The organism is Marinobacter sp. P4B1 (genome assembly GCF_001447135.1).
Taxonomy (GTDB): domain Bacteria; phylum Pseudomonadota; class Gammaproteobacteria; order Pseudomonadales; family Oleiphilaceae; genus Marinobacter; species Marinobacter vinifirmus.
In genome coordinates this window covers 114,923-136,406 of the sequence record NZ_LLXM01000010.1, presented here as the reverse complement: position 1 = coordinate 136,406, position 21,484 = coordinate 114,923, and the positions used below count along the sequence as shown (strand labels likewise).

Annotated in this window: 15 protein-coding genes and 1 riboswitch; of the genes, 14 read left to right on the top strand and 1 reads right to left on the bottom strand. The window is 52.2% G+C overall.

The window, feature by feature from the left end; genetic code table 11:
- Positions 1–5 precede the first annotated feature (5 nt).
- The 14 genes from AQ621_RS06735 (at position 6) to AQ621_RS06670 (ending at position 20,205) form a co-directional block, all read left to right on the top strand.
- Complete coding sequence (locus AQ621_RS06735) at positions 6–821, top strand: lysophospholipid acyltransferase family protein (RefSeq protein ID WP_058340800.1); 816 nt, start codon at positions 6–8, stop codon at positions 819–821.
- Positions 821–1,768 (top strand): SDR family oxidoreductase, encoded by a 948-nt coding sequence (locus tag AQ621_RS06730; RefSeq protein ID WP_058340799.1) that lies wholly within the window; start codon positions 821–823, stop codon positions 1,766–1,768. Before AQ621_RS06735 ends, AQ621_RS06730 begins: the two co-directional genes overlap by 1 nt.
- Positions 1,769–1,877: 109 nt before the next feature.
- A complete protein-coding gene (prsK, locus tag AQ621_RS06725) occupies positions 1,878–4,007 on the top strand; it encodes an XrtA/PEP-CTERM system histidine kinase PrsK (RefSeq protein ID WP_058340798.1) in 2,130 nt (709 codons plus the stop codon).
- 97 nt (positions 4,008–4,104) lie between these two features.
- On the top strand, positions 4,105–5,475 hold the full coding sequence (prsR, locus tag AQ621_RS06720) for a PEP-CTERM-box response regulator transcription factor (RefSeq protein ID WP_058340797.1): 1,371 nt from the start codon (positions 4,105–4,107) through the stop codon (positions 5,473–5,475).
- A 46-nt stretch (positions 5,476–5,521) separates the two neighbouring features.
- Entirely contained in the window at positions 5,522–7,978 is a 2,457-nt protein-coding gene (locus tag AQ621_RS06715) for a tetratricopeptide repeat protein (RefSeq protein ID WP_058340796.1), read from the top strand.
- Positions 7,979–8,169: 191 nt separating this feature from the next.
- Positions 8,170–8,256: riboswitch (cyclic di-GMP riboswitch) on the top strand.
- Positions 8,257–8,297: 41 nt separating this feature from the next.
- Positions 8,298–9,056, top strand: a complete 759-nt coding sequence (locus tag AQ621_RS06710) for a PEP-CTERM sorting domain-containing protein (RefSeq protein ID WP_058340795.1) — start codon at positions 8,298–8,300, stop codon at positions 9,054–9,056.
- A 114-nt stretch (positions 9,057–9,170) separates the two neighbouring features.
- Positions 9,171–10,622, top strand: a complete 1,452-nt coding sequence (locus tag AQ621_RS06705; RefSeq protein WP_058340794.1) for an exosortase/archaeosortase family protein — start codon at positions 9,171–9,173, stop codon at positions 10,620–10,622.
- Complete coding sequence (locus AQ621_RS06700; protein WP_058340793.1) at positions 10,619–11,548, top strand: phosphotransferase; 930 nt, start codon at positions 10,619–10,621, stop codon at positions 11,546–11,548. Before AQ621_RS06705 ends, AQ621_RS06700 begins: the two co-directional genes overlap by 4 nt.
- Positions 11,549–11,577: 29 nt before the next feature.
- Positions 11,578–14,163, top strand: coding sequence for an RIFT barrel domain-containing protein (locus AQ621_RS06695; protein ID WP_058340792.1), 2,586 nt, complete (start codon positions 11,578–11,580; stop codon positions 14,161–14,163).
- A complete protein-coding gene (locus tag AQ621_RS06690) occupies positions 14,163–14,771 on the top strand; it encodes an acyltransferase (RefSeq protein ID WP_058340791.1) in 609 nt (202 codons plus the stop codon). Before AQ621_RS06695 ends, AQ621_RS06690 begins: the two co-directional genes overlap by 1 nt.
- Positions 14,768–16,471 (top strand): hypothetical protein, encoded by a 1,704-nt coding sequence (locus AQ621_RS06685; protein ID WP_058340790.1) that lies wholly within the window; start codon positions 14,768–14,770, stop codon positions 16,469–16,471. The genes AQ621_RS06690 and AQ621_RS06685 overlap by 4 nt, the downstream gene beginning before the upstream one ends.
- Positions 16,468–17,853, top strand: coding sequence for a phenylacetate--CoA ligase family protein (locus tag AQ621_RS06680; protein WP_058340789.1), 1,386 nt, complete (start codon positions 16,468–16,470; stop codon positions 17,851–17,853). The genes AQ621_RS06685 and AQ621_RS06680 overlap by 4 nt, the downstream gene beginning before the upstream one ends.
- Positions 17,844–18,770, top strand: a complete 927-nt coding sequence (locus AQ621_RS06675) for a glycosyltransferase family 2 protein (RefSeq protein ID WP_058340788.1) — start codon at positions 17,844–17,846, stop codon at positions 18,768–18,770. Before AQ621_RS06680 ends, AQ621_RS06675 begins: the two co-directional genes overlap by 10 nt.
- Positions 18,757–20,205: a hypothetical protein gene (locus AQ621_RS06670; protein WP_058340787.1), complete on the top strand. Its 1,449-nt coding sequence runs from the start codon at positions 18,757–18,759 to the stop codon at positions 20,203–20,205. The genes AQ621_RS06675 and AQ621_RS06670 overlap by 14 nt, the downstream gene beginning before the upstream one ends.
- A gap of 37 nt (positions 20,206–20,242) precedes the next feature.
- On the opposite strand, the gene AQ621_RS06665 is transcribed toward AQ621_RS06670, so the two are convergent.
- Positions 20,243–21,361 carry a hypothetical protein gene (locus AQ621_RS06665; protein WP_058340786.1) on the bottom strand — a complete coding sequence of 373 codons (1,119 nt, stop codon included), beginning with the start codon at positions 21,359–21,361 and terminating at the stop codon, positions 20,243–20,245.
- Between the last annotated feature and the right edge of the window lie 123 nt (positions 21,362–21,484).

Here is a 21,484-nt window from a genome sequence, read left to right as displayed (position 1 = left end):
CGGGCATGGGCCTGGCATCTTATCTGAAATCCCGACTGGTTCCGGCGGAGCTGGAAGAACAGTTGAACCGAATTCGTAAACCCATCGGCAGCCTTGGCTACGACCCCTGGGGATTCAACAACGATGCCGTTAAGTATGGCTTCACCCTCACCCGGCAAATCTACGAGAAATACTTTCGGGTAGAGGCCTCCGGCGTGGAGAAGGTTCCAGCGGAAGGCCCGGTATTGCTGATCGCCAACCATTCCGGCCAGCTGCCCCTGGACGGCCTGCTGATCGGCTATGCGCTGGCTTCCCGCCCGGACCGGCCTCGCATCCCCAGAGCCATGATCGAGCGCTTCTTCCCGACCGTCCCATGGCTGGGCAACCTGCTCAACGATGTGGGCGCTGTACTGGGCGACCCCATCAACTGCGCCAAGATGCTGGAGAACGATGAAGCCGTCATCGTGTTTCCTGAAGGGGTTCGGGGCTCCGGCAAACTCTACCGGGACCGCTACCAGCTCAAACGCTTTGGCAACGGATTCATGCACCTGGCGATGAAATACAACACCCCGATTGTGCCGGTGGGTGTTGTCGGCTGCGAAGAAACCATTCCGGCCATTGCCAACATCAAACCCCTGGCCAAGGCGCTGGGCGTGCCCTACGTACCGGTGGCGCTACCGGTGATCTTCCCGGTGAAAGTGCGCCTGAACTTTGGCGACCCCATGTACTTCGACAACAACGAGATTCCGGAAGTACAGGTGACCGAACGGGTTGAAGCGGTCAAGACAGAAATCCGCAAACTGATCGACAAAGGCCTGAGCGAGCGGGAGGGGCTGTTCTGATGTCTGAACAACGCAAGCCCAGAATCCTTGTTACCGGTGCAGCCGGCGCCCTCACCCAGCAAGTCATTAACCGCCTGCGCGATAACTGCGACATTGTCGCGGTGGACTTCCGGCAGCAGGTGTACCTGGGCGATGACATTCCCAGCTACTGCATCGACCTGAACAAACGCGGCTTCGAGGACCTGTTCCGGCAATACCGGTTTGACGGCGTTATCCACCTGGGCCGGCTGATGACCAGCGAACTGACCCGGATGCGCCGCTACAACGCCAACGTACTGGGCACCCAGAGGCTACTGGACCTCTCCCACAAATACGGCATCAAACGGGTGATTATCCTCTCCACCTTCCACGTGTATGGCGCCATGGCCTACAACCCGGCGCTGATTGACGAGGCAGCACCCCTGAAAAGTGCCGGGCTGAGCGCAGACCTGGTGGATTCCGTGGAACTGGAAAACCTGGCCAACATCTACCTGTGGCGGTATCCGGAGCTGAACATCACCATTCTGCGGCCCTGCAACATCGTCGGCCCGGGTGTACGCAACACCATGAGCGCCCTGCTCTCCAGTGAACGGGCGCCGGTGCTGGCAGGTTTTTCGCCGATGATGCAGTTCATCCATATTGACGACATGGCCGATGCCATCGTGCTGGCCTGGCAAAAGCCGGTTAAAGGCGTATTCAACGTGGCGCCCCACGATTGGGTAGCCTACCAGCAAGCCCTGAAGATGTGCGGCTGCAAGCGTATTCCGATTCTGTCTGTGCCACCCATTGTGCCGAAAACCATTGCCCGGCTATTGAACCTGAAAAGCTTCCCACACTACCTGCTGGCTTTCTTCAAGTACCCGGTGGTGATTGACGGGCGAGCCTTTGCCAGGGAGTTCGGCTTCAAGCCCAAGCGCCCCCTGAAAGAAATCTTCCGCTACTATCGCAACAACAAGCGCCCGGTGTAACCTTTACGGTTAACGGGCGCCCTTTTTCCGGAATTCCATAGACGGAGAGTGGCGAACAGGGCTACTCTGTACAAAATAAGTACAGAACTACGGTTCAAGGATTGACCGGATGCTCAGGGACTTCAGCCTGATCAGCTATGGCTCTGCCGCGGCAGTATTCGCGGTATTGTCTGTATTTGTTGCCACCCGCTACCTGCGCCGGGATATCGACCGCGGGCTGTTTCTGGCTGCCTTCGTGACCACCCTCTGGGCCGGCACACTGGTGGCGCAGGATATCTGGGGCCACCCAGGGTTCCTGATCCGCTACCTGCTGGAACTGCTACGCGACACCGCCTGGATCCTCCTGCTGTTTGCCATGCTTCGAACCGCCTTCCGGCAGGGCCGGCTGGCAGGCCAGATGAAAAAGGCGCTCGGTGTAGCCACCTTCGTACTTATCGTCACCCTGATATCCCTCGGCGCCATCGAATTTGTCTTCAGTGTTGATATCGTTAACGGCAAAACCATGCTGCTGGGCCAAATTGCCCTGTCTTTGCTCGGGCTTTCATTGGTTGAACAGATCTGGAGAAACTCCCCCGCTTTTGGCCGCTCCAGCCTTAAATACCTTTGTATTGGCATAGCGACCCTGTTCGCTTTCGACTTTTTCATGTACGCCGATGCCCTTCTGTTCGGCAAGGTATCCGAGGCATTCTGGAATGCCCGGGGCTTTGTGAATGCAGCGTTGATGCCCCTGTTCGCCATCAACGTGATCAACACTCGCAAACAACCGGTCGACTTCCAGCTATCCCGTTCCGCCGTTTTCCATGCCGGCACCCTGATTCTGGCGGCCGGCTACCTGCTCCTGCTGGCCGTCGGCGGTTACTATGTGCGGGCCTTTGGGGGCCAGTGGGGCGAGGCCCTGCAGGTGCTGTTAATTACCGTGTCCATAGCTTTCCTGGTCACCCTGCTGATGTCCCGCCGGGTGCGCGCCCGCCTGATGGTGTTTATCAGCCAGAACTTCTTCGACTACAAATACGATTATCGTGAAGAGTGGCTGAAAATGACCCGGGAACTGGCCAACCTCAGTGACGACCCACCCTTGCCGGAGCGGGTGATTCGAATTCTAGCCGGGCTGGTGGAAAGCAACTCCGGGGCTATCTGGCTGAAAGATGACCAAGCCGGTTATGCAATGAAGGCCAGCGCCAACCTGGCCACTCCCCGATACACCGTTATTGACGACGATTCCGACCTGGTGCGCTTTTTCCAGGAGCAGGAATGGATAATCGACCTTCAGGAGTATCAGGAAGACCCTATCCGGTATGACCTGATGGAGCTGCCGGACATAATCCGGAACACCCCGGACGCCTGGCTGGTGATACCGCTGTACCTTGGTAACGAACTGTACGGGATCGCCCTGGTTGGCAAGCCCTATGCCCACGTGGAACTGAACTGGGAAAACTTTGACCTGATCAAAGTGGTGGCCCGGCAAACCTGTAACCTGCTGGCCCAGACTGATGCCCAGAACCGGTTGTCCCGCGCTATGCAGTTCGAGGCTTTAAACAGGGCCTCCGCGTTTATGGTGCATGACCTGAAAACCCTGATCGCCCAGCTCTCCCTGCTGGTGAAGAACGCACCGAAACACCGGGACAATCCAGCCTTCATTGATGACATGATTGCCACCACAGACCACGCGGTTCGCAAAATGTCGAACCTGGTAGATCACATCCGGAAGCCACATACCACTCCGGACCAGGCCACCGATACCAGCCTGGACCTGACGGGGCTGCTTGAGGAATTAATCGAACACAACAGCCGACGCAGCCCCGCACCCCGCCTGATGGGCAGTCCGGCCCCCATCATGGTTCGGGCCGACAAGGAGCAGCTTCGCAACGTGCTGGGCCACCTGATCCAGAACGCGCAGGATGCCACCCCGCCCGATGGCGAGATCACCATCAACCTCAAGCCTGCCAGGGGCAACGTTGTGATGTTTATCCAGGACACCGGCTGTGGCATGACCGAAGAGTTTATCAGCACCCAGCTCTTCAAACCCTTTGCCAGCACCAAGGGGCTGACCGGCATGGGAATTGGCGCCTACCAGGCCCGGGAATACATCCGGGAACTCGGGGGCAGTATTGATGTAACCAGTGAGCCGGGCGTGGGCTCCTGCTTCTCTGTGCGCCTGCCTGTTGCGGCTTCTACCCAGCAGAACGCCAAGTATTTGCCGGCCACTACGAACCCCACACCCAAACAAGGCGTCAACTAATTGACGTTTTGCAGACTTTTACAAATTCAAACATTGCAAACCGTCAATATTAAGTTAAGAATCGTAACAAGAGACAAACAAAGGATTGATTGTTGTTGTGAAGCGACTGCTGATAGTAGAGGACGACCCCGGACTGCAAAGCCAGATGCGCTGGTGCTTCAGTGACCAAATCGAGGTTTCGGTTGCGGCTGACCGCGATTCCGCACTGACTGCGCTGCGCCGCATGGAACCGCAGGTAATCACACTGGACCTTGGCCTGCCGCCCGACGCTGGTGGTGCTTCCGAGGGCTTTGCCCTTCTGGAAGAGATCCTCCGGCTGGCCCCGATGACCAAGGTGATTGTGGTGACAGGCCGGGAAGACAAGGAAAACGCCGTAAAGGCGATCGGCATGGGCGCCTCGGACTTTTACCAGAAGCCCCTGGACGCCGACATACTGACCTTTGTGGTTAACCGGGCCTTCCGGCTGGCAGAGCTGGAACAGGAAAACCGCGAACTCATCGGCCAGACCAACGGCGCCAGCATAAAAGGGATTGTCGCCGCCAGTCCTGAAATGATGGAGATCTGCCGAACCATCGAGAAAGTCGCCCCCACCGACGTAACCACCCTGATTACCGGCGAGACCGGTACCGGCAAGGAACTGCTGGCCAGGGCCCTGCATGACCTGAGCCACCGGACAGACCAGCCCTTTGCCGCCATCAATTGCGCTGCTATCCCTGAAAACCTGCTGGAAAGCGAGCTGTTCGGCTTTGAAAAAGGCTCCTTTACCGGCGCCACCCAGGCCAAGAAAGGAAAAATTGAAAGCGCCAACGGCGGCACCCTGTTCCTGGACGAAATAGGCGATATGCCCATGGCTCTGCAGGCCAAGCTATTGCGCTTCCTGCAAGAACGCGTTGTTGACCGGGTAGGCTCGGTAAAACCGGTCCCGGTGGATGTACGTGTAGTGTGCGCCACACACAGGAACGTTCAGGAACTGATTACTCAAGGAGAATTCCGGGAAGATCTCTATTACCGCATCAGCGAGATAACGCTGGATGTACCCGCCCTGCGCGAGCGGGACGGAGACGCCCTGGTAATCGCCCAGTCGTTACTGAAAAGCCTGGGCAAGCAACTGGACCGGCAAAACCTGAGCTTTTCCGAAGACGCCGTGCAGGCCATCACCAGCTATGCCTGGCCGGGCAATGTGCGGGAAATGATCAACAAGGTGAAGCGCGCCATCATCATGGCCGATGGCAAACGGGTAAGCGCCGGCGACCTGCAGTTAAGCACTGGCGAGGGTGAATCGGTCAACCAGCTGAACCTGAGGCAGGTACGGGAACAAGCCGAGAAACAAGCCATTCTCCAGGCCCTGCATTGCACCTCGTTCAACATGTCCCAGGCGTCCCGGTTACTGGGGGTCACGCGCCCCACCCTGTACAACCTCACCGACAAATACAGGATAGAAACCTCGGCGGGGTCGCCCGCCTCCTGACCCATTTACCCGCTATTTTGCCTATCGTTATCAAGGAGCAGATACCGTGCACACAACAACAAATAACCGAACAAAACCTCGGCTCACAACACTGCTACTTGCCGGCGCCCTGCTGCTGCCGTTACCGGTTCTGACTGGCTGCAATAACCAGAGCACATCCAACGAAGCAACGTCCCATATTACAAGGGCTGAAACCTACGCAGACCAGGGCCAATACCGGTCCGCCTTGCTGGAAGTAAGAAACGCAGTTCAGGCAGAGCCGGATAACGTTGGCCACATCGTCCACCTGGCTGAACTGTATCTGCAGATAGGCGCGTCCCGGCAGGCCTCCGAACTGCTGGAACCCTGGCTGAAAGACCATGCCTCACAGGTGGCCATTCCACTGGCCGAAGCCTACGTAAACCAGGGCAAACATCTTTCAGCCACTGAGACCCTGGCCCTTCACAATGCTTCCACCCCCCAGGAACAATTACGGGCGTCGCTGGTTCGCGCTGAAACCCTGCGCCTGTCCGGAGACAAGGCTGAAGCGCTGTCCCTGTATCGCAGCCTGATGGACAACAACCCGTCGAATCTGGATGCAGTGACCGGCACCCTGAAAACCCAGATGGACCTGAACCAGACCTCACAAACCATCCGCAGCGCCGATGACTGGATGGCGAGGAACCAGCCCGAGCCAGAAGTGCAATACTGGAAAGGCATGGCCCAATACCGGGAGAACGACCTGGAAAACGCCGCAGCCACACTGACAGACGCCGCAGGCAGCATGCCGACATCTGATGTTTTCCTGCCGGTGCGCCGGCAAGTACTGACGGCACTGTCCCGGGTGCTGACCGAGCAGGGCAAGATTACCGAAGCCCAGGTTTACAACAAAATCCTGGCCGACAACCAGAATTCCGGTGCCCGGGAGCAAGGCGAAGCTGCGGTAGCGGCGCTACGTGAAGGCAACGTCGACCAGGCCAAAACCATTCTCCGGGACATGCTGAAGCTGGACCCGGAAAACCAGCAGGCGGCCCTGATGCTCGGGGCACTGGAAACCGGCACCGGCGAGCTGGATGAAGGCGCCCGCTTGCTGACAGAGAACCTTGACCCTGAAACCACACCCACCCCCTTCCTGCGCGCCGCTGCCATGGCACAAATCGACCAGGGCGACCGGGAAGAAGCACTGAAAACTCTGGAACGGGCCATGCAGGCCCGGCCGGACGACAACGAAATCATTGCCATGCACGGCATTCTGGCCCTGAGCCTGCCCGGCAAGGAAAGTGACGGCGTGGCCAGCCTGAGCAAAGCCATCAGCAACGAACCCGAACGCACTCGTTTGCGGTTGGCCCTGGCCCAGCACTACCTGCGCAACAACCAGCCGGAGCAGGCACTGGGCCAACTGCGAATGGCTTTCGCCGCCCAGCCGGAAGACTGGCACACCACCGGCACTTACATGAATGTGTTGCTGGCCCGCGGTGAAGAAACCGAGGCTAAGGAACTGAGGGACTCACTGGTTAATGGCTATGGCGATATGCCCCAGGCGGTGCTGCTGGCCAGCCTGGCGGACAGCCGCCTTGGGGATACCGACGCCGCTACGGCGCGAATAGAGAAGCTGGCACAGAAGCACCCGGAAATGGCACAACCCAGACTGGCACTGGCCGCCATCCTGGCCCGAACCGGTAACCGCGAGCGGGCAATCGAAGAACTGGTGCAAGTGCGCACCCTGCTGGGAGAAGAGCAAACCTCCGAGACCATTGCCGTAAACCGCCTGCTTGGCCAGCTACTGGTTGCAGAAACCCGCTCAGCAGTTCAGGCCGAAGACTACCCGACCGCCCGGGCCAAAGCGGCAGAAGCCGTTGCCCTGGCACCGGATAACCAGGGCCTGGCCCTGCTGGCCGTCGGCGTTTCGCAGGCTGAGGGCAAGCATCAGCAAGCGCTGGAAGAACTACAGGCGGTGGAAGACAATCTCGGCGTTACTACCGCAACCGTACTGGCGAGGACATCCATACTGGAATCCCAAAACGGACCCGAAGCAGCCTGGACGTACCTGAAGGAACAATGGCAGGAACGCAAGGAAACCGCCCTTCTGCCCACCCTGCTCCGCCTGGCAGCCAGCCAGGGCCCGGAAGCCCGAGGCGAAATCACCAGCCAATGGCTGGACCATGAACCACAAAGTATTGCCGCCAACCTGGCCCGTGCCGACTGGCTGATGAACAACAACCAGGACGAACTGGCCGCCACCCACTATGACTATGTTCTGGAGCAGCAGCCCAACAACATTGCTGCCCTGAACAACCTGGCCTGGCTGCTGAGGGAAAACGATACCGAACGGGCGCTGGAACTCGCCCGCAGAGCCAGTGAACAGGCCCCCCAAAACTCTGCCGTGCTGGACACCTATGGCTGGGTGCTGCACCTGGCCGGCGACCACCAGCAAGCTGTCACCGCCCTGGAAAAAGCGCTGGCACTGGCGCCGGGTAACGAAGACATCACCAGCCACCTGGAAAGCGCCAGGAAAGCCTTGTAAGAAATCCTGACAAAACGTCGATGCCACACGAACCAGAAGGGCCGGATCGCTATAAGCACCGGCCCTGTTTTTTGTGCTGTCGAAAACTTTTACATACGTCTCTTGGCTGCCGAAGAAATTCAACGAAAATTCAGGCAGTTAACTGGTTGGCACGATTATCGCTTAATACAAGGAGAAGATCGGGTTTTATCCCGGTCAGGGGCCAAACCACCCGCGAGGATGGGACGGAAAGCCAAGGATCTCTGGTCAGTATCCGAAGAGACAGCCTGGTTGCAAAGCAAACTACAGGGACTTAGAGCTTCACAACCGGAGAAGACCCATGAATATAAAAATGCTAGTTACCAGTATCGCATTGGCCGGCGTGGCGTTTAGCGCTCAGGCCGTGCCAGTAAACGTGTCCGAAGCCAACGGAGAGCGGTCTCTGCAGACGATCATTGCAGAGGATGTTATCGCGCCGGGTTACACCACATCACTCGACGTGAACACAGACCAGGCCTCACCCTCTGACCTGTGGAAGAACTCCGACTCAGGACTCTCACCAACCCGGTACATCGCCTCTATCGCAGGGCTGTCCGGATCCACAACCTTTGGTATCTACGATCCGAACGACCTGACCAAGACCTACACCATCTTCGATGGCTCGGTAGATGGTGTTGGCGCCGGTGAGACCTTCGGTCTGGATGCCAACGGTGATGTCTACTCAGATTTCAACACCTTTACCGGTGTGACATTCAGCAGCACCACCTTCGGCTTTTTCATCGATGTAGCCGGCCAGATGATCTATTCCCAGAATTCCCTGAACGCTACCAGCACACTGACGGACCAGCAGCATATGGTGGCCTATCAGGGTCAGGGCGACACCATCAACCTTCCAGGATTTGGAGGTGACACCACCTGGACCCAAGGTGGATGGTTGCTGGCATGGGAAGATACCCTTGGCCAAGGCTCAGACTATGATTTCAACGACCTTGTTGTGTTCATTGAGTCAGCTATTCCGGTACCGGAGCCTGGCACCCTTGCCCTGCTCGGCCTCGGACTGGCCGGCCTTGGTGCCGCCCGTCGTCGCCAAAAAGCCTGATCGTCCTGGGCTTTCAGAAAAGCCAGCTTCGGCTGGCTTTTTTGTGCGCACATTTGTTTTATGTCGTCACAAACAACGGTATTCTGAAGCTGTAGCAATGCCGGTGGACAGAAGATGTTAAGGAAGACATTAGACAACCTGCCCTATGCCCTGCCGTACCTGATCGTCACCGCAGTCAGCGTAGCTTTGTTCTATCCAACCTGGATAAGGCTGGCATCAGAATGGCTGGAGTTTGAGCAGGTACTGGCCCATGGATTGGCCACCGCGGTTATCTACGTAGCGCTTCTCTTGATCCACCCTCCGTTGCCGACCAATACGCCAGACTCTTCAGCATCCAGGTTTCAGGTAATCGGCATCCTGATTCTCTTAGTCACCACGCTAATCTGGGCATTACTCGAGCTGGTCAGAATAGACACCCTCACCTATCTGATGCTGCCCGCCGGCCTGCTTGCCACCAGTTGGGCGTTGCTGGGTCTTCACAGAGCGCTGCGCTTACTTCCCTACGTTATCCTGCTCGCCCTTTCTCTGCCGATCTGGGCGGATTTCATCCCTGCCCTGGTCGCCATTGCCAGCGCCGTGGTGAGCAACTGGGTTCGATTGTTCGGGATGACCGCATTGATTGAAGGCAACAGCATCACCCTGCCCTACGGCCGCCTGGTTATCGCCGATGGCTGCTCCGGCATTCGCTACTTCGCTATTTCCATTTTGCTCGCCGCCATGATGTCTATCCTCAATGACTACCGCTGGCGTGGATGGCTGTGCTTCCTGGCCACAGCCATGATTCTCGGGTTGATTGCCAACTGGGTAAGAATCTTCATTCTGGTCGTTATCGGCTATCAATCCGAAATGCAAAGTGAACTGCTGACCGACCATGAACTGATGGGCTGGGTAGTCTACGGTGTCTTTATTTTGCCTGCGCTCTACTTCGCGCCGGTAAAGCGCCGGACAGAAATCAATGCACCCGATGCCAAGCGACTCTCACGCAAAGGTGTATTCGCGGTTCTAGTGGCTCTGATAGCGGGGCCAATCGCCCTCAACGTGGTTCAACTCTCCGGTGACGAAACCAGCCCCTGGGCGCCACAGAATGCGGCTATGAGTCCCGGCCAGCCCTCCGAATTGCCCCTTCAGCTGCGGCTCCCGGATAACCTCGACCACAAAGTATGGGCAACGCCGGATGGTGCCTGGCTATCAGTGGCACAAAGTGAGCGCTCTGCCGCTACCGATCATAAGCTGGTGCCCTACCTCAGGCCGCCCATTGATTCGGAGAAGTGGCTGCTTCAGGAAAGCCAAGGCGAGTTAAAAATCTACCAGAGGCGAGGTGGCAGACAGCGGGTGGCGGTTTTGCAGTGGTATCAGGTTGGGGATTACGCAGCCCAAAGCTACCGCGATGCGAAGTTATGGCAGATTCCAGCTACATTAAGTGGAGCTAGACGGTTTGCGCTGGTTTCAGTCATGGCGGAGTGTGAGCCCAGGCAATGCAACCGGGCTATCGAAAACGTGGGAGCAGCCCAGAACACCATTAGCCTGAGCCCGTTACCACCAGAGAACAAGGCAAGCTCGCAATGAACCAAAGTAATGCTGGCACTGCCAAGATCAACCCGAGAAGCACCGGGTTCATCAATAATGAGGTTTACCGCAAGCATACCAGTGAGCGGGGCCTGGCCGACGAAGCCGGAGAGCTGCAAAGGTGCATGCAATTAGGTGTTGCTACAGAAAACGTAAGCCCCATACGCCTGGTAGATTTTGATGCGGTCACCAACACCCTCACCACCGAACGCGTTCACGGCGATGAACTGTTCCACACGCTCTGGAATGCAACTTACTTGCTAGGCCGGCTGAGAGGCCATCGCCTCAATGATCCGCAGACGATTTTTTCCAGAGTCGGAGAACTTGGACAATGGCTGGCGCTTTACCACAGAACCTCAGCCAGCCACAACGCAGATAACTCGAAAGCCGCCTGGCTCTTGCACGCAACCGAACGCAAGATTCGGGACATCCGGCAGGAGAAACTTCTGCCAGAGCGGTTACTGAACAAAATCGAGACAAGGTTTCTACCAGTTCTGGAGAAACTGAATACCCGGACCTTTCTGGCTGAAAACGGTGCTTTCGTTTGCAGGGTTCACGGGGACTTCATTGTCTATAACGTTCTTATTGATCAGAACCGCCAACTTCACGTAGTAGATTTTGGTGATACACGGGTGTCTGGCAACTATGAAGATGTGACCCGCATGTATAGCAGCCTCTATGCGATTACTGACACCAACCGGACCCGCAGGCGACGCCTTGGCCACTTGCCATCGGTATTCCTTAATGGCTACGGGTTATCAATGCAGGCTACGGAAACTCCATACTTCAAGTGCAACATGGCCTATAATTACCTCACGCATCTTGAAGGTCAGCACTATATGAGAGACCTGTTGTCCTGGAACTCGAACATCGAGATGAGCCAGATAACCAGGGCCGGAATGCGATGGATTAAGCGCGAGCTTTAGCGTGTTGTATAAAAGGAATTAGGTGTGAAATGGCAACATCGGTTGATATTGTCCTCAAGGAAGAATCCGGAATTCACAGAGTAAGCGAGCCGCTCTCTGTAGGGATTCCTTTTGCCAAAGGCCAGCACCCGGCAGGAACAACGTTCCGGGTGAATGATGCCAACGGCAACAGCGTGCCTGCAGCTTTCAAATCGCTATGCCATTGGCCGGACGGCAGTGTTCGCTGGGTGCTTGCCGAGTTTCTTTACAGCCTGCCCCCCCACCAGACCGAGACCCTCACAGTCTCCGAACAGCCCTCACCCGAAGCATCCGCCACGGGCATTACGCAGACACCGCGCGGATGGGCCATTGAAACTGAGGCTGGTGATTTGCTGCTTCATAAGGGCCAGCCGGCCTGGGAGTTTTTCGGGGCAACTTCACCAATAAGAACCGAGGCAAAGCTCACCTCTAAAGACGGGCTACCGTGCCACCCGGTTTCGAATGGCGACTGGGAAATACAGCACCAGAACCCCGTCTATGCTGAAGCCTCGCTTAGCGGCCACTGGATGACAGCAGACGAAGCACGCCTTGCAGATTTCAGTTGCCGACTGCGCATCTATCTCCAGACCGGACTCGCGAACATTGAAATGCAGATCCATAACCCCAAGCGGGCCAGGCACCCCGGCGGCCTATGGGACCTTGGTGACGAGGGTTCCGTGTATTTCGGCAGTCTGGAGCTGATTACCGAAACCGGCTGTCCACAAGAAGTGAAGATTCAGCCAGATTCCCTGAATGTTCCGGAGGCGGCATTTACGCTGCGAGATTTTGAGCTGTATCAGGAGTCATCTGGCGGAGAAAATTGGAATAGCCTCAACCACATTGACAAAAATGGAGGCCTGACAACCCTGTACCGCGGATACCGACTGACCTCGGAGAACGCCCTGGAACACACAGGAGATCGGGCAAACCCGCTGTTATCACTGACGGGTGACGGACAGCCATTCCAGCTGGCCATGCCGACCTTCTGGCAAAACTTCCCCAGCAACATTGGGTACCAAAAAGGGAAAATTATCGTCGGACTTTTCCCTACGCGGCCACATAACCAAAGCTACGAACTCCAGGGTGGCGAACGAAAAACTCTTCACCACTTGATGGCCTATGCAAATACCAGCAACCTGACATGGGCTTACGCCCCACTCTGCCCACGCCTGGCTCCTGAGGTTTACGAATCAACAGACGCATTCCTCTGGTTCAAAGCCAATGCAGACAAAGATGCGCTCGATACCCTGATCCAGGAAGGGCTGGATGGCCCTTCCAACTTCTTCCAGAAGCGGGAAGTGATTGATGAGTACGGCTGGCGCAACTTCGGTGACATTTTCGCGGACCATGAAACCCTGTACCAGCCGCCTGGCGAAGCGCCACTGATCTCCCACTACAACAACCAGTACGATGCCATCTATGGCTTCGCCCGCCAGTTCGCGCTCACCGGAGACCGGCGGTGGTTCGAACTCATGGATGACCTGGCAAAGCACGTAACGGATATTGATATCTACCATACAAATGAAGACCGGGCCGAGTATAACAACGGGCTGTTTTGGCATACGGACCACTATCTGCCGGCCCATACGGCGACACATCGCACCTTTAGCCGGCGTAACGACACCAGCTCCACGCCGGGGCAAACTGGTGGCGGGCCGGCTGAGGAACACTGTTACAGCACAGGCCTTCTTTATCACTACTACCTGACTGGCTGCGAAGAATCTCGGCAGGAAGTATTAGCGCTGGCCAAGTGGATGAGCAAAATCCACGAAGGCACCAACACACTTTTTGAGTCACTCATCAGAATCAAAAGGTATGACCTTCCTCGCCTCAAAGCCATACTCCAGCGCGCGATAGTATCGCCACACACTTACCTGTTTACCCGAGGAACCGGCAACTATATCCAAACGCTTTTGGACGCAAGCACCCTCGCACCTGAGCAAGGGTGGTTATCCCAGGCCGAGAAGGTTATCCAAGGTACTGTTCACCCTAATGACAACATTGAAGCCCGCGACCTCCTAAACGTAGAAAACAGCTGGTCATACCTCATTTTATTGGCCAGTATCAGTCGGTACCTGACTATCAAACAGCAGGAAGGGGACTTCGATTACAGCTACCAGTACGCTCTAACAAGTTTCCGTCACTACACCCGATGGATGCTACGCCACGAAGAACCCTTCCTGACTCGCCCCGACCATCTAGAGTTCCCTAACCACACCTGGGCGGCCCAAGACATCCGGAAAGCAATGCTGATGCATCAGGCAGCTTGCTTTGACCCTGATCATAAAGAGCAATATTTGACCAAAGCACAGGACTGGATGGAATATGTCACCAAGACGCTTCGCAGTAGTACAGAGACCTATTTAGCCCGCATCCAGATTATCTTGCTTCAGAACTATGGCCCGCATCACCCCAATAGTCTGAAGCTTCCGGACAACGTCCTGAATCCAGATCTGTTGGAGCAGCTCGAGGCAAACAGCCCCAGACTCTCCATCGCCGCACTCTCTGCTCGGATCAGCAAACGCCTTCTTACAGGCCTGGTGAACTTCCGGCCAGATAAAGAAAAAGCCTGGCTCAACGCGAGGTTGGAACGCTAATGACCGCACGTAACGTACTAAAAAGGGGCACCAAGAACCTGTTCCTACTGCTGATGCTGCCGGCTTTCCTTTTGTATGGCCTTTTGGCAACAGTGGGGGGAAAAGACGCCACTTTTCAGTCTTTCTCTCAATGTCTCAGCCTGATACCGGGCAAACTGGGAATCTACATGCGTGCAGCATTCTATCGCCTGGCCTGCCCTGAAACATCCGACGAAATCTCTGTGGGATTCCTGACAGTGTTTTCTCACTGGGACACAACAATCCGTAAAGGCGTTTACATCGGCCCTCAATGCAATATTGGTAAGTGCACGATTGGCGAAAGAGCTTTGCTAGGTAGTGGGGTTCACGTTTTAAGCGGGAGCCGACAGCACGAGTTTTCCGATCCGGACAAGCCAATACAGGAACAACGGGGAGCATTCGAAAAAATTGCGATCGGCAGCGACTGCTGGCTTGGCAACCAGGCTTTGGTTATGGCGAGCGTTCCGAAAGGATCAATTATTGCTGCAGGAACGGTCTACATCAGAGAATTAGATGAGCAGGCTGCCATTTTTGCTGGGAACCCTGCCAAGGTGATTAAGCATAGGGTACAGGGAGTGCACTCACAATGATGCCCAACTCTTTTTTAATCGAAGTTAATTCAAAGGTGGGCGTCAGATCTGGTGGGGACCAACTTTCCGGTAGCGTGAACTTAAAGACAAATAAGATTTGTGAACGCTTCATTCAGATCAAAGAATTAGATGAGCGGTTCGCCTTGTTTATTGGCGAGTATACAGCCACTCCGTTTGAAACAACAGCAATGTCTGCCGGGACCCTTATTGAGTATTCACCTGAGAATAATAAGCTACTCGTACAGTGCGACAGGCTAGGAACTGGAATTCTTTTCTGGAAAGCCATTGAAGGAAGTTTCCTTATCTCTAATCGACTTGAAAATCTTGTGACCGCAGACTCACAGCCGGACTGGAGTAGCGTTCAGCAGTACCTCCATACCGGTTATACGGTGTCTGATCGCACGTTTTATACAGATACTCATCAGACTTTACCTAATACCATCTTGGAAGTAGATGCCCGGACATCCTCCGTGAGCGTCTGTAAACGGGATGTCCCGGAGAGTCATGGCAATGAATCAAGAACCAACCTTCTGATAGCAATCGAAGAGCAACTCACTCGTCGCCTTTCCAAGACAGAACCCTCCACACTCATGATGTCCGCCGGGTGGGACTCACGGACGCTGTTGCTTAGTCCTGAAGCAATCAAGTCTTGTTATTCTCACGGGGACCTAAGCAGCCGAGAGCTGACACTTACACGTTCACTGTCCGGCTCTATGAGAAAAGACCACCTATTCATCGATACCCAAAACTGCTCATTCGACAGCAGCTTTATTGACTCGATGCTGGAGTCCCTTGGTTACGGAATTTTTCCCATCTGGTTTTCCGCAGCGCAAAACATTCAAGCGTGGACAGGGTCACCGATGATGAGTGGCGTGCTTGGGGAGCTACTGGGAGGTCACTATGGTTTGATGGCCTGGGGAACGCGCTTGCAAAAAGCGCTTTCCTCTTTATTGCTGGTCAGCGAGTCAATCGTGACTGATGATCAGATTACCAAGGCAGTGAATAACTATGCTGAGCCACCAAAGTCTCACTGGTTTATCTCAACTGAAGGTCAGGACGTTCTAGACGAATACCGAACGGAAACAAAGGACAGAGTGTTGGAGTCGATTGAAGGTCAAAAGCGGGAATCTGGCAGCTGGCAGCGCACACTCGAAGACTTCAATATGGAGCACCGCGCACGACAATATATTCTTAAGCAACCTCAGGCAGCGTCAACTACTGTCGGTTATACCCTTCCATTTGCAGACGAGCATCTAATTGACTTGGTGAGGAGCCTAGACTTTGAGCAACGGGTCCACAATAAAGCCAATAGAGAAATATTACAAAGATCTAACCCGAGCTTATTGAAATCCCCGATGGCAGCAACACTGATACCGGCACGTCATCCGATCATTCTGCAGGAATTATCCAGAATTGTAAGAATCGCTGGCGAACAACTAAGAAGTATGGTCGGCAAAACACCTCGGCGTTTAGGCTGGTTTAACTACGAACACTTGTACAGCGGAAACACCTTACATGAGATCACCGACTCATTGATTGACCCCATCTGGGATAAAGGGGCGATGCACCAAGCATTGATCAATAACCCTCAGAATCATATCGATGCGGGATCAACCCTTGATATGATTTGCAAGCTGAAAACGGTGGACCACTATCTCCAATACCTGAATTCACCGAAATGGAGGTCGAGAAAAGTATGACCGCCATCAGTGAAAAACTTTATTTTGCATCCCCAGTACGACTCCAAAACATGCTTGTGTCTGCAATGGGCTATAAACTTTATCAAAAGCGCTACACAGGCATCTATCACAACCTAAGAGAGCTTGTAAGGGAGTCCAGGGAATGGTCTGAAGCGAAGCAAACCGATTATCAGAGTGAACAGTTGCACACGATGGTCAAGCATTGCAGAGAGAACATTCCTTATTATCAATCGCTCTTTGCAGAGTACGGGCTGCACGAAAATGATATTACAAGCCCGACAGACCTAATAAAGCTCCCTGTACTGAGCAAAAAAGCCCTAAGAGAGCGCGGTCGAGAGTTCCGCACAGGACGCGAAAACCCTTTCATAATCCAACGCACTAGTGGAAGCACTGGCACGCCTCTCTCCCTACATGTGAACGAGCGTACTTATAAACTGGCTATGGCCCTCCTGGTCGATCACGAAGAGTTCCATGGCGTGCCGTTCGGCGCTCGACGCGCAACCTTCGCAGGACGAATGTTACAGCGCCCAGAAAACATGAATCCACCGTTTGCCCGTTTCAACCGCGCCGAAAACCAACGACTCTACTCAAGCTATCACCTGAATCAAACAACGTTCCCACACTACCAACGGGACCTGGACCGTTTCCAACCACTCGAGATCATTGGATACCCCTCAGCAATCAGCGATCTAGCTAACCACTATCAGCAGTCTAACAGTAAGCCGAACTTCAGGCCTAAAGCCATTATCACCAACTCGGAAACACTACTTGAGTGGCAGAGAGAGCGTATAGAGTCAGTGTTTCGGGCCCCCGTCTTCGATTACTACGGCACGGCAGAATATGTTCTATTTGCAGGCCAAGGACTGAACGGTCTGTATAAGGTCAATCCAATAATTAGTATTACTGAGATCCTACCAACTGATGAGTCAACAAAGACGGGAGCCGTGGTAGCAACAAGCCTGACAAATACCTGCATGCCCCTCTTACGATATAACCTTGGTGATATTGCAACCAAACCTACTTCTACCAGAGATATGCAAACAAGTGTAAGCCACCTTGAATCAATTACCGGAAGGATCGATGATTACGTTTTGACTCCAGACGGTCGGAGGATCGGAAGACTAGATCACATATTTAAAGGGACTTCAAACATTTCCGAAGCGCAAATAGTTCAGGACTCGATAGATCACTGTAAGGTAATAGTAGTAAAACAAAATAAAAACGACAGCCTGAATAGCTCAGAAATAATAAATAATTTCAAACTTAGAGTTGGCGAAAAAATGAAAATAGACATTGATGTTTCCCATTCGATACCAAGAAACAGAAATGGAAAATTTAGATCAGTAATTTCTTTACTGAACGAGAATGAAGAATGTCTATAAAGGTCAGCATTATCATTCCCTGCTTTAACGAAGAGCGCCACATAAAAAGTTGCCTGGAGTCGGTCAGGAACCAAGAATTTCCAAGAGATAGATTTGAGGTAATAGTTGTTGACAACGGGTCGACCGATAACTCTCCAAGAATTTCAGAAAAACTTTCAGATAAAGTCATCTTCGCTCCCCAAATAAATGTCGGAGCAGTACGTAACATCGGAGCAAAAATCGCAAAAGGTGAACTACTGGCGTTTATTGATGCAGACTGTTTGATCGACGAACACTGGATAGCAAGGGCCTCAGACTTATTAGAAAAAGATAAAACTTCCATCTTTGGTGGTGGCTGCCTACTTCCTGTCGATGCAAACTGGTTAGAGCGCAACTGGCTTCTAGAGGGTCCAGATGGGAACACCCTACCAAAGGAGTTAATAGGATGCAGCATTGTAGTTAGCAAGCTTCTATTCCAAGAACTTCAGGGGTTCGATGAAACTCTTGAATCTGGAGAAGACTCAGAGCTTTCAATCAGAGCTAAAGATCATGGCATCGTAGTTAATATCTGCAGACAACTTAACGTTACCCATCTTGGAAACTCGAAGACAATAAAATCTTTTTTAAAAAGACAAGCATGGCACGCAAAATCATACTCAGGTTTTGGCTTTAAAAATTTAAGGGATCCTGTTTTCATAATCATAACTACCTTTATTTTTAGCTGCATAAGCACAATATTTCAACCTTATCCATCCATCATCATTGCAGCGCTGTGCCCTGCAACGCTAACAGTCAAACGCATCCTACGAGCTAAATTGAAACTAACAAACACCAACATTCCAGCTCTTTACCTTATTGACGTTCTTTATATTACCGGCAGAGCCTTTGCTATATTTAAGTCTCTGACTAGAAAAGGCCCATCAGATGAAAAACATTAGACGATCTCACGAAATAGGAAATCTAGTTTGGATAGTTAAGATCATTAAATCCTCTCTGGCCTGGGAAGCTGTTATTGGAAAGCATGTTGAAATAACAAAAAACTGTATTGTTGAAGGGATATGGGATGCACCTTTCAGCGAAGAGAACTTTGAAGAATCAAACGCATTCTATGGCTCAGGTATAATATTTAAAGAAAACTCCATCATTGCTGTCCCATCCACAGCTCTAGTCGATCGAATTTATATGGCCACAACAGACAATGATATTGTGTTATCAAACAGCTTAATTCACATCCTTAGAGAAACAGAGTCGGATATAGACGAAAATCATGATTATCGAATTGAGCAAGATAGCATACTTAAAGGAACAAGAACGTATAAAAAGGAATTCCCAATAAAAAGCAAAAAAAACTACATTCTTCAGCAGATAATACACAGCCCTATAAAGATAACGAATAAGACATTAGAATATTTAGATAGAAAATCCGACCCGGACTTTAACAACTTTTCTTCGTACATAAAAGAGCTAGAATCTACAATCAAAAGACTTATTGAAAATGCAAAATCCAATGATCGAAGAAAACCCATGAAAATAGCATCTACGATTTCAAAAGGTTATGACTCCACCTTTGTAACTTCATTATTACCCGCCAATGAACTAGAATTCTGCTATACCAGAAAAAGGTCAAGCTCGATATTTCCAAGCCCATTCTTTAAATCACACACTAACGATGATGGCACTCCTATCGCTAGAATATTCAACCTTTCTACAAGGCACCTTACTGACGACCACATTAACGACGAGGAGTTACTTTTCTTGGCCTCCACTCCTTCTGACCCGGAAACGGTTTTCTTCGATCTGTACCTTGACGTTAAGAATAGCGGCCATCCATTTGTGATTTTCACTGGCTATCATGGCGATAAAGTATGGGAAAAAGACCTACAGCCCAAATACCTAAGCGAAGAAATAATTCGCGGCGACACGTCAGGATTTGGATTAAGCGAGCCAAGGGTTGAAGCGGGATTTATCAACGCTGCCATTCCATTTTTATACAGTGACTCAATCAAAAGGATAAACAATATATCCAACCTTCACGAGCAGGCCAACTGGTCAATCAAAGGGAATTATAACCGACCGATCCCGAGGCGGTACCTTGAAGAACGAAAAGGGATAGCTCGAAAACTGTTTGGACAGAAAAAGAAAGCGGCAATAGATTATTACAATACGCCCAAAAACCAAAACCTAAAGCGAGAATTTATAAACCACATCAAGTCAAATAACGGCATTAACAATACAAGGATATTTATGGAGAGGTATATAGAGATTATCTTGCTAATTAAAAACAAAATCACAAATCAGAACAATAGAAGAAATACACTAAACCTACCATACAAAATGCACATATGGGCAATAAAAAAACTAATAAAGAAATAAATTTAAAATAGCAAAACCCAAGATTGCATATTTAATATTAATTTATAATTACGTCTCCAGGAGGGACCGGAGGTTGCTTATCGCTAAGATAACCCACTCTATCACTGGGCAGACTCGATCTTATAACGATGTCGTCAATTGCATACCACTCTATTACCCTCATTTCGTCCGGATAATCCACGAAGTAATCATTGCCTCCAAACTTAACAGAGTTCCACTTATATAATTTCTCTGATCCAGTCTGCGTCCAAGGAACACTATCATTTTTTAAAATCAAAGAGCCATTCAACCATTGCATAAATACACCGTCCGCGACCCCAGGCCCCGAGTTGGTTCTCACATAAAATTCCACCCTGTTCCACTCTGAACCAAATACATTTTCGTGATTTGCAAGGTAGTCTGAATTTATCTTTAGTGCTGTATTAGGAATTGAGTCGCCGCTAATCCTATCTAATAGTCTCGGGTCATTATCTACAACGCCATCTCCATTAAAATCATAAGTATTAGAGGTATAATTACCCGAAATATCATTATTTTGCATAGAAGCGTGCAGATAAGGTAGTGATGGATTGGACCATCCTGATGGTTCGGAATACCAGCTTAGCTTATTTCTGACCCCAAAGCTATTGTGGCTATAGCTCCAAACGAAACCAACATTCACGTAGCTCCAGAAGGCGCTACTTCTTGTTTCGGGTGAAGATACAATACGAAAAATTTTAGATGATCCCGAGTTGGTCCAATCAGGCTGAAAGCGAATCCAAAAACTAACATACACCTCATCTAGATCGTTCAGTTCTTTTACCAATTGACCGTCGCCATTCCAGGTATCTGTGTAGCCGTAGCGTCTCAGTACCAGCGCCTTCCCTTCACCTCCTCTAGCCATCTCCAAGTTTGCAGCTAAAATTTCCATTGCTTCGTTACCATCGGGGTAACCCCGAGAAGGTGACCAAGCAGGGTCATGCCTTACGGCGTCCCAATTTCTTGGAATAATCGCCCCTTCATCGGCCCATTGGGTAGTATTAGTTGTATACATGGCTCCATGCCAATCCGGCTGATCATCAAAGTTCTCTTCAAAGATCACCTCGGCACCCACCGGCGCAGCGGCCATAGCCCCAACCAAAATCCATTTTCCAAAATGTGCGCGAACGTCGAACATGGGTAGCGTCCTTTAGGATCAGTTACAGCCAGCTCAGAACTTCTTATGCCGACTCAATGTAAACTTTTGTATCAAGCATAGCACCACCTTCCAACTTCCGCACAGCCGTTGATAGATCTATTT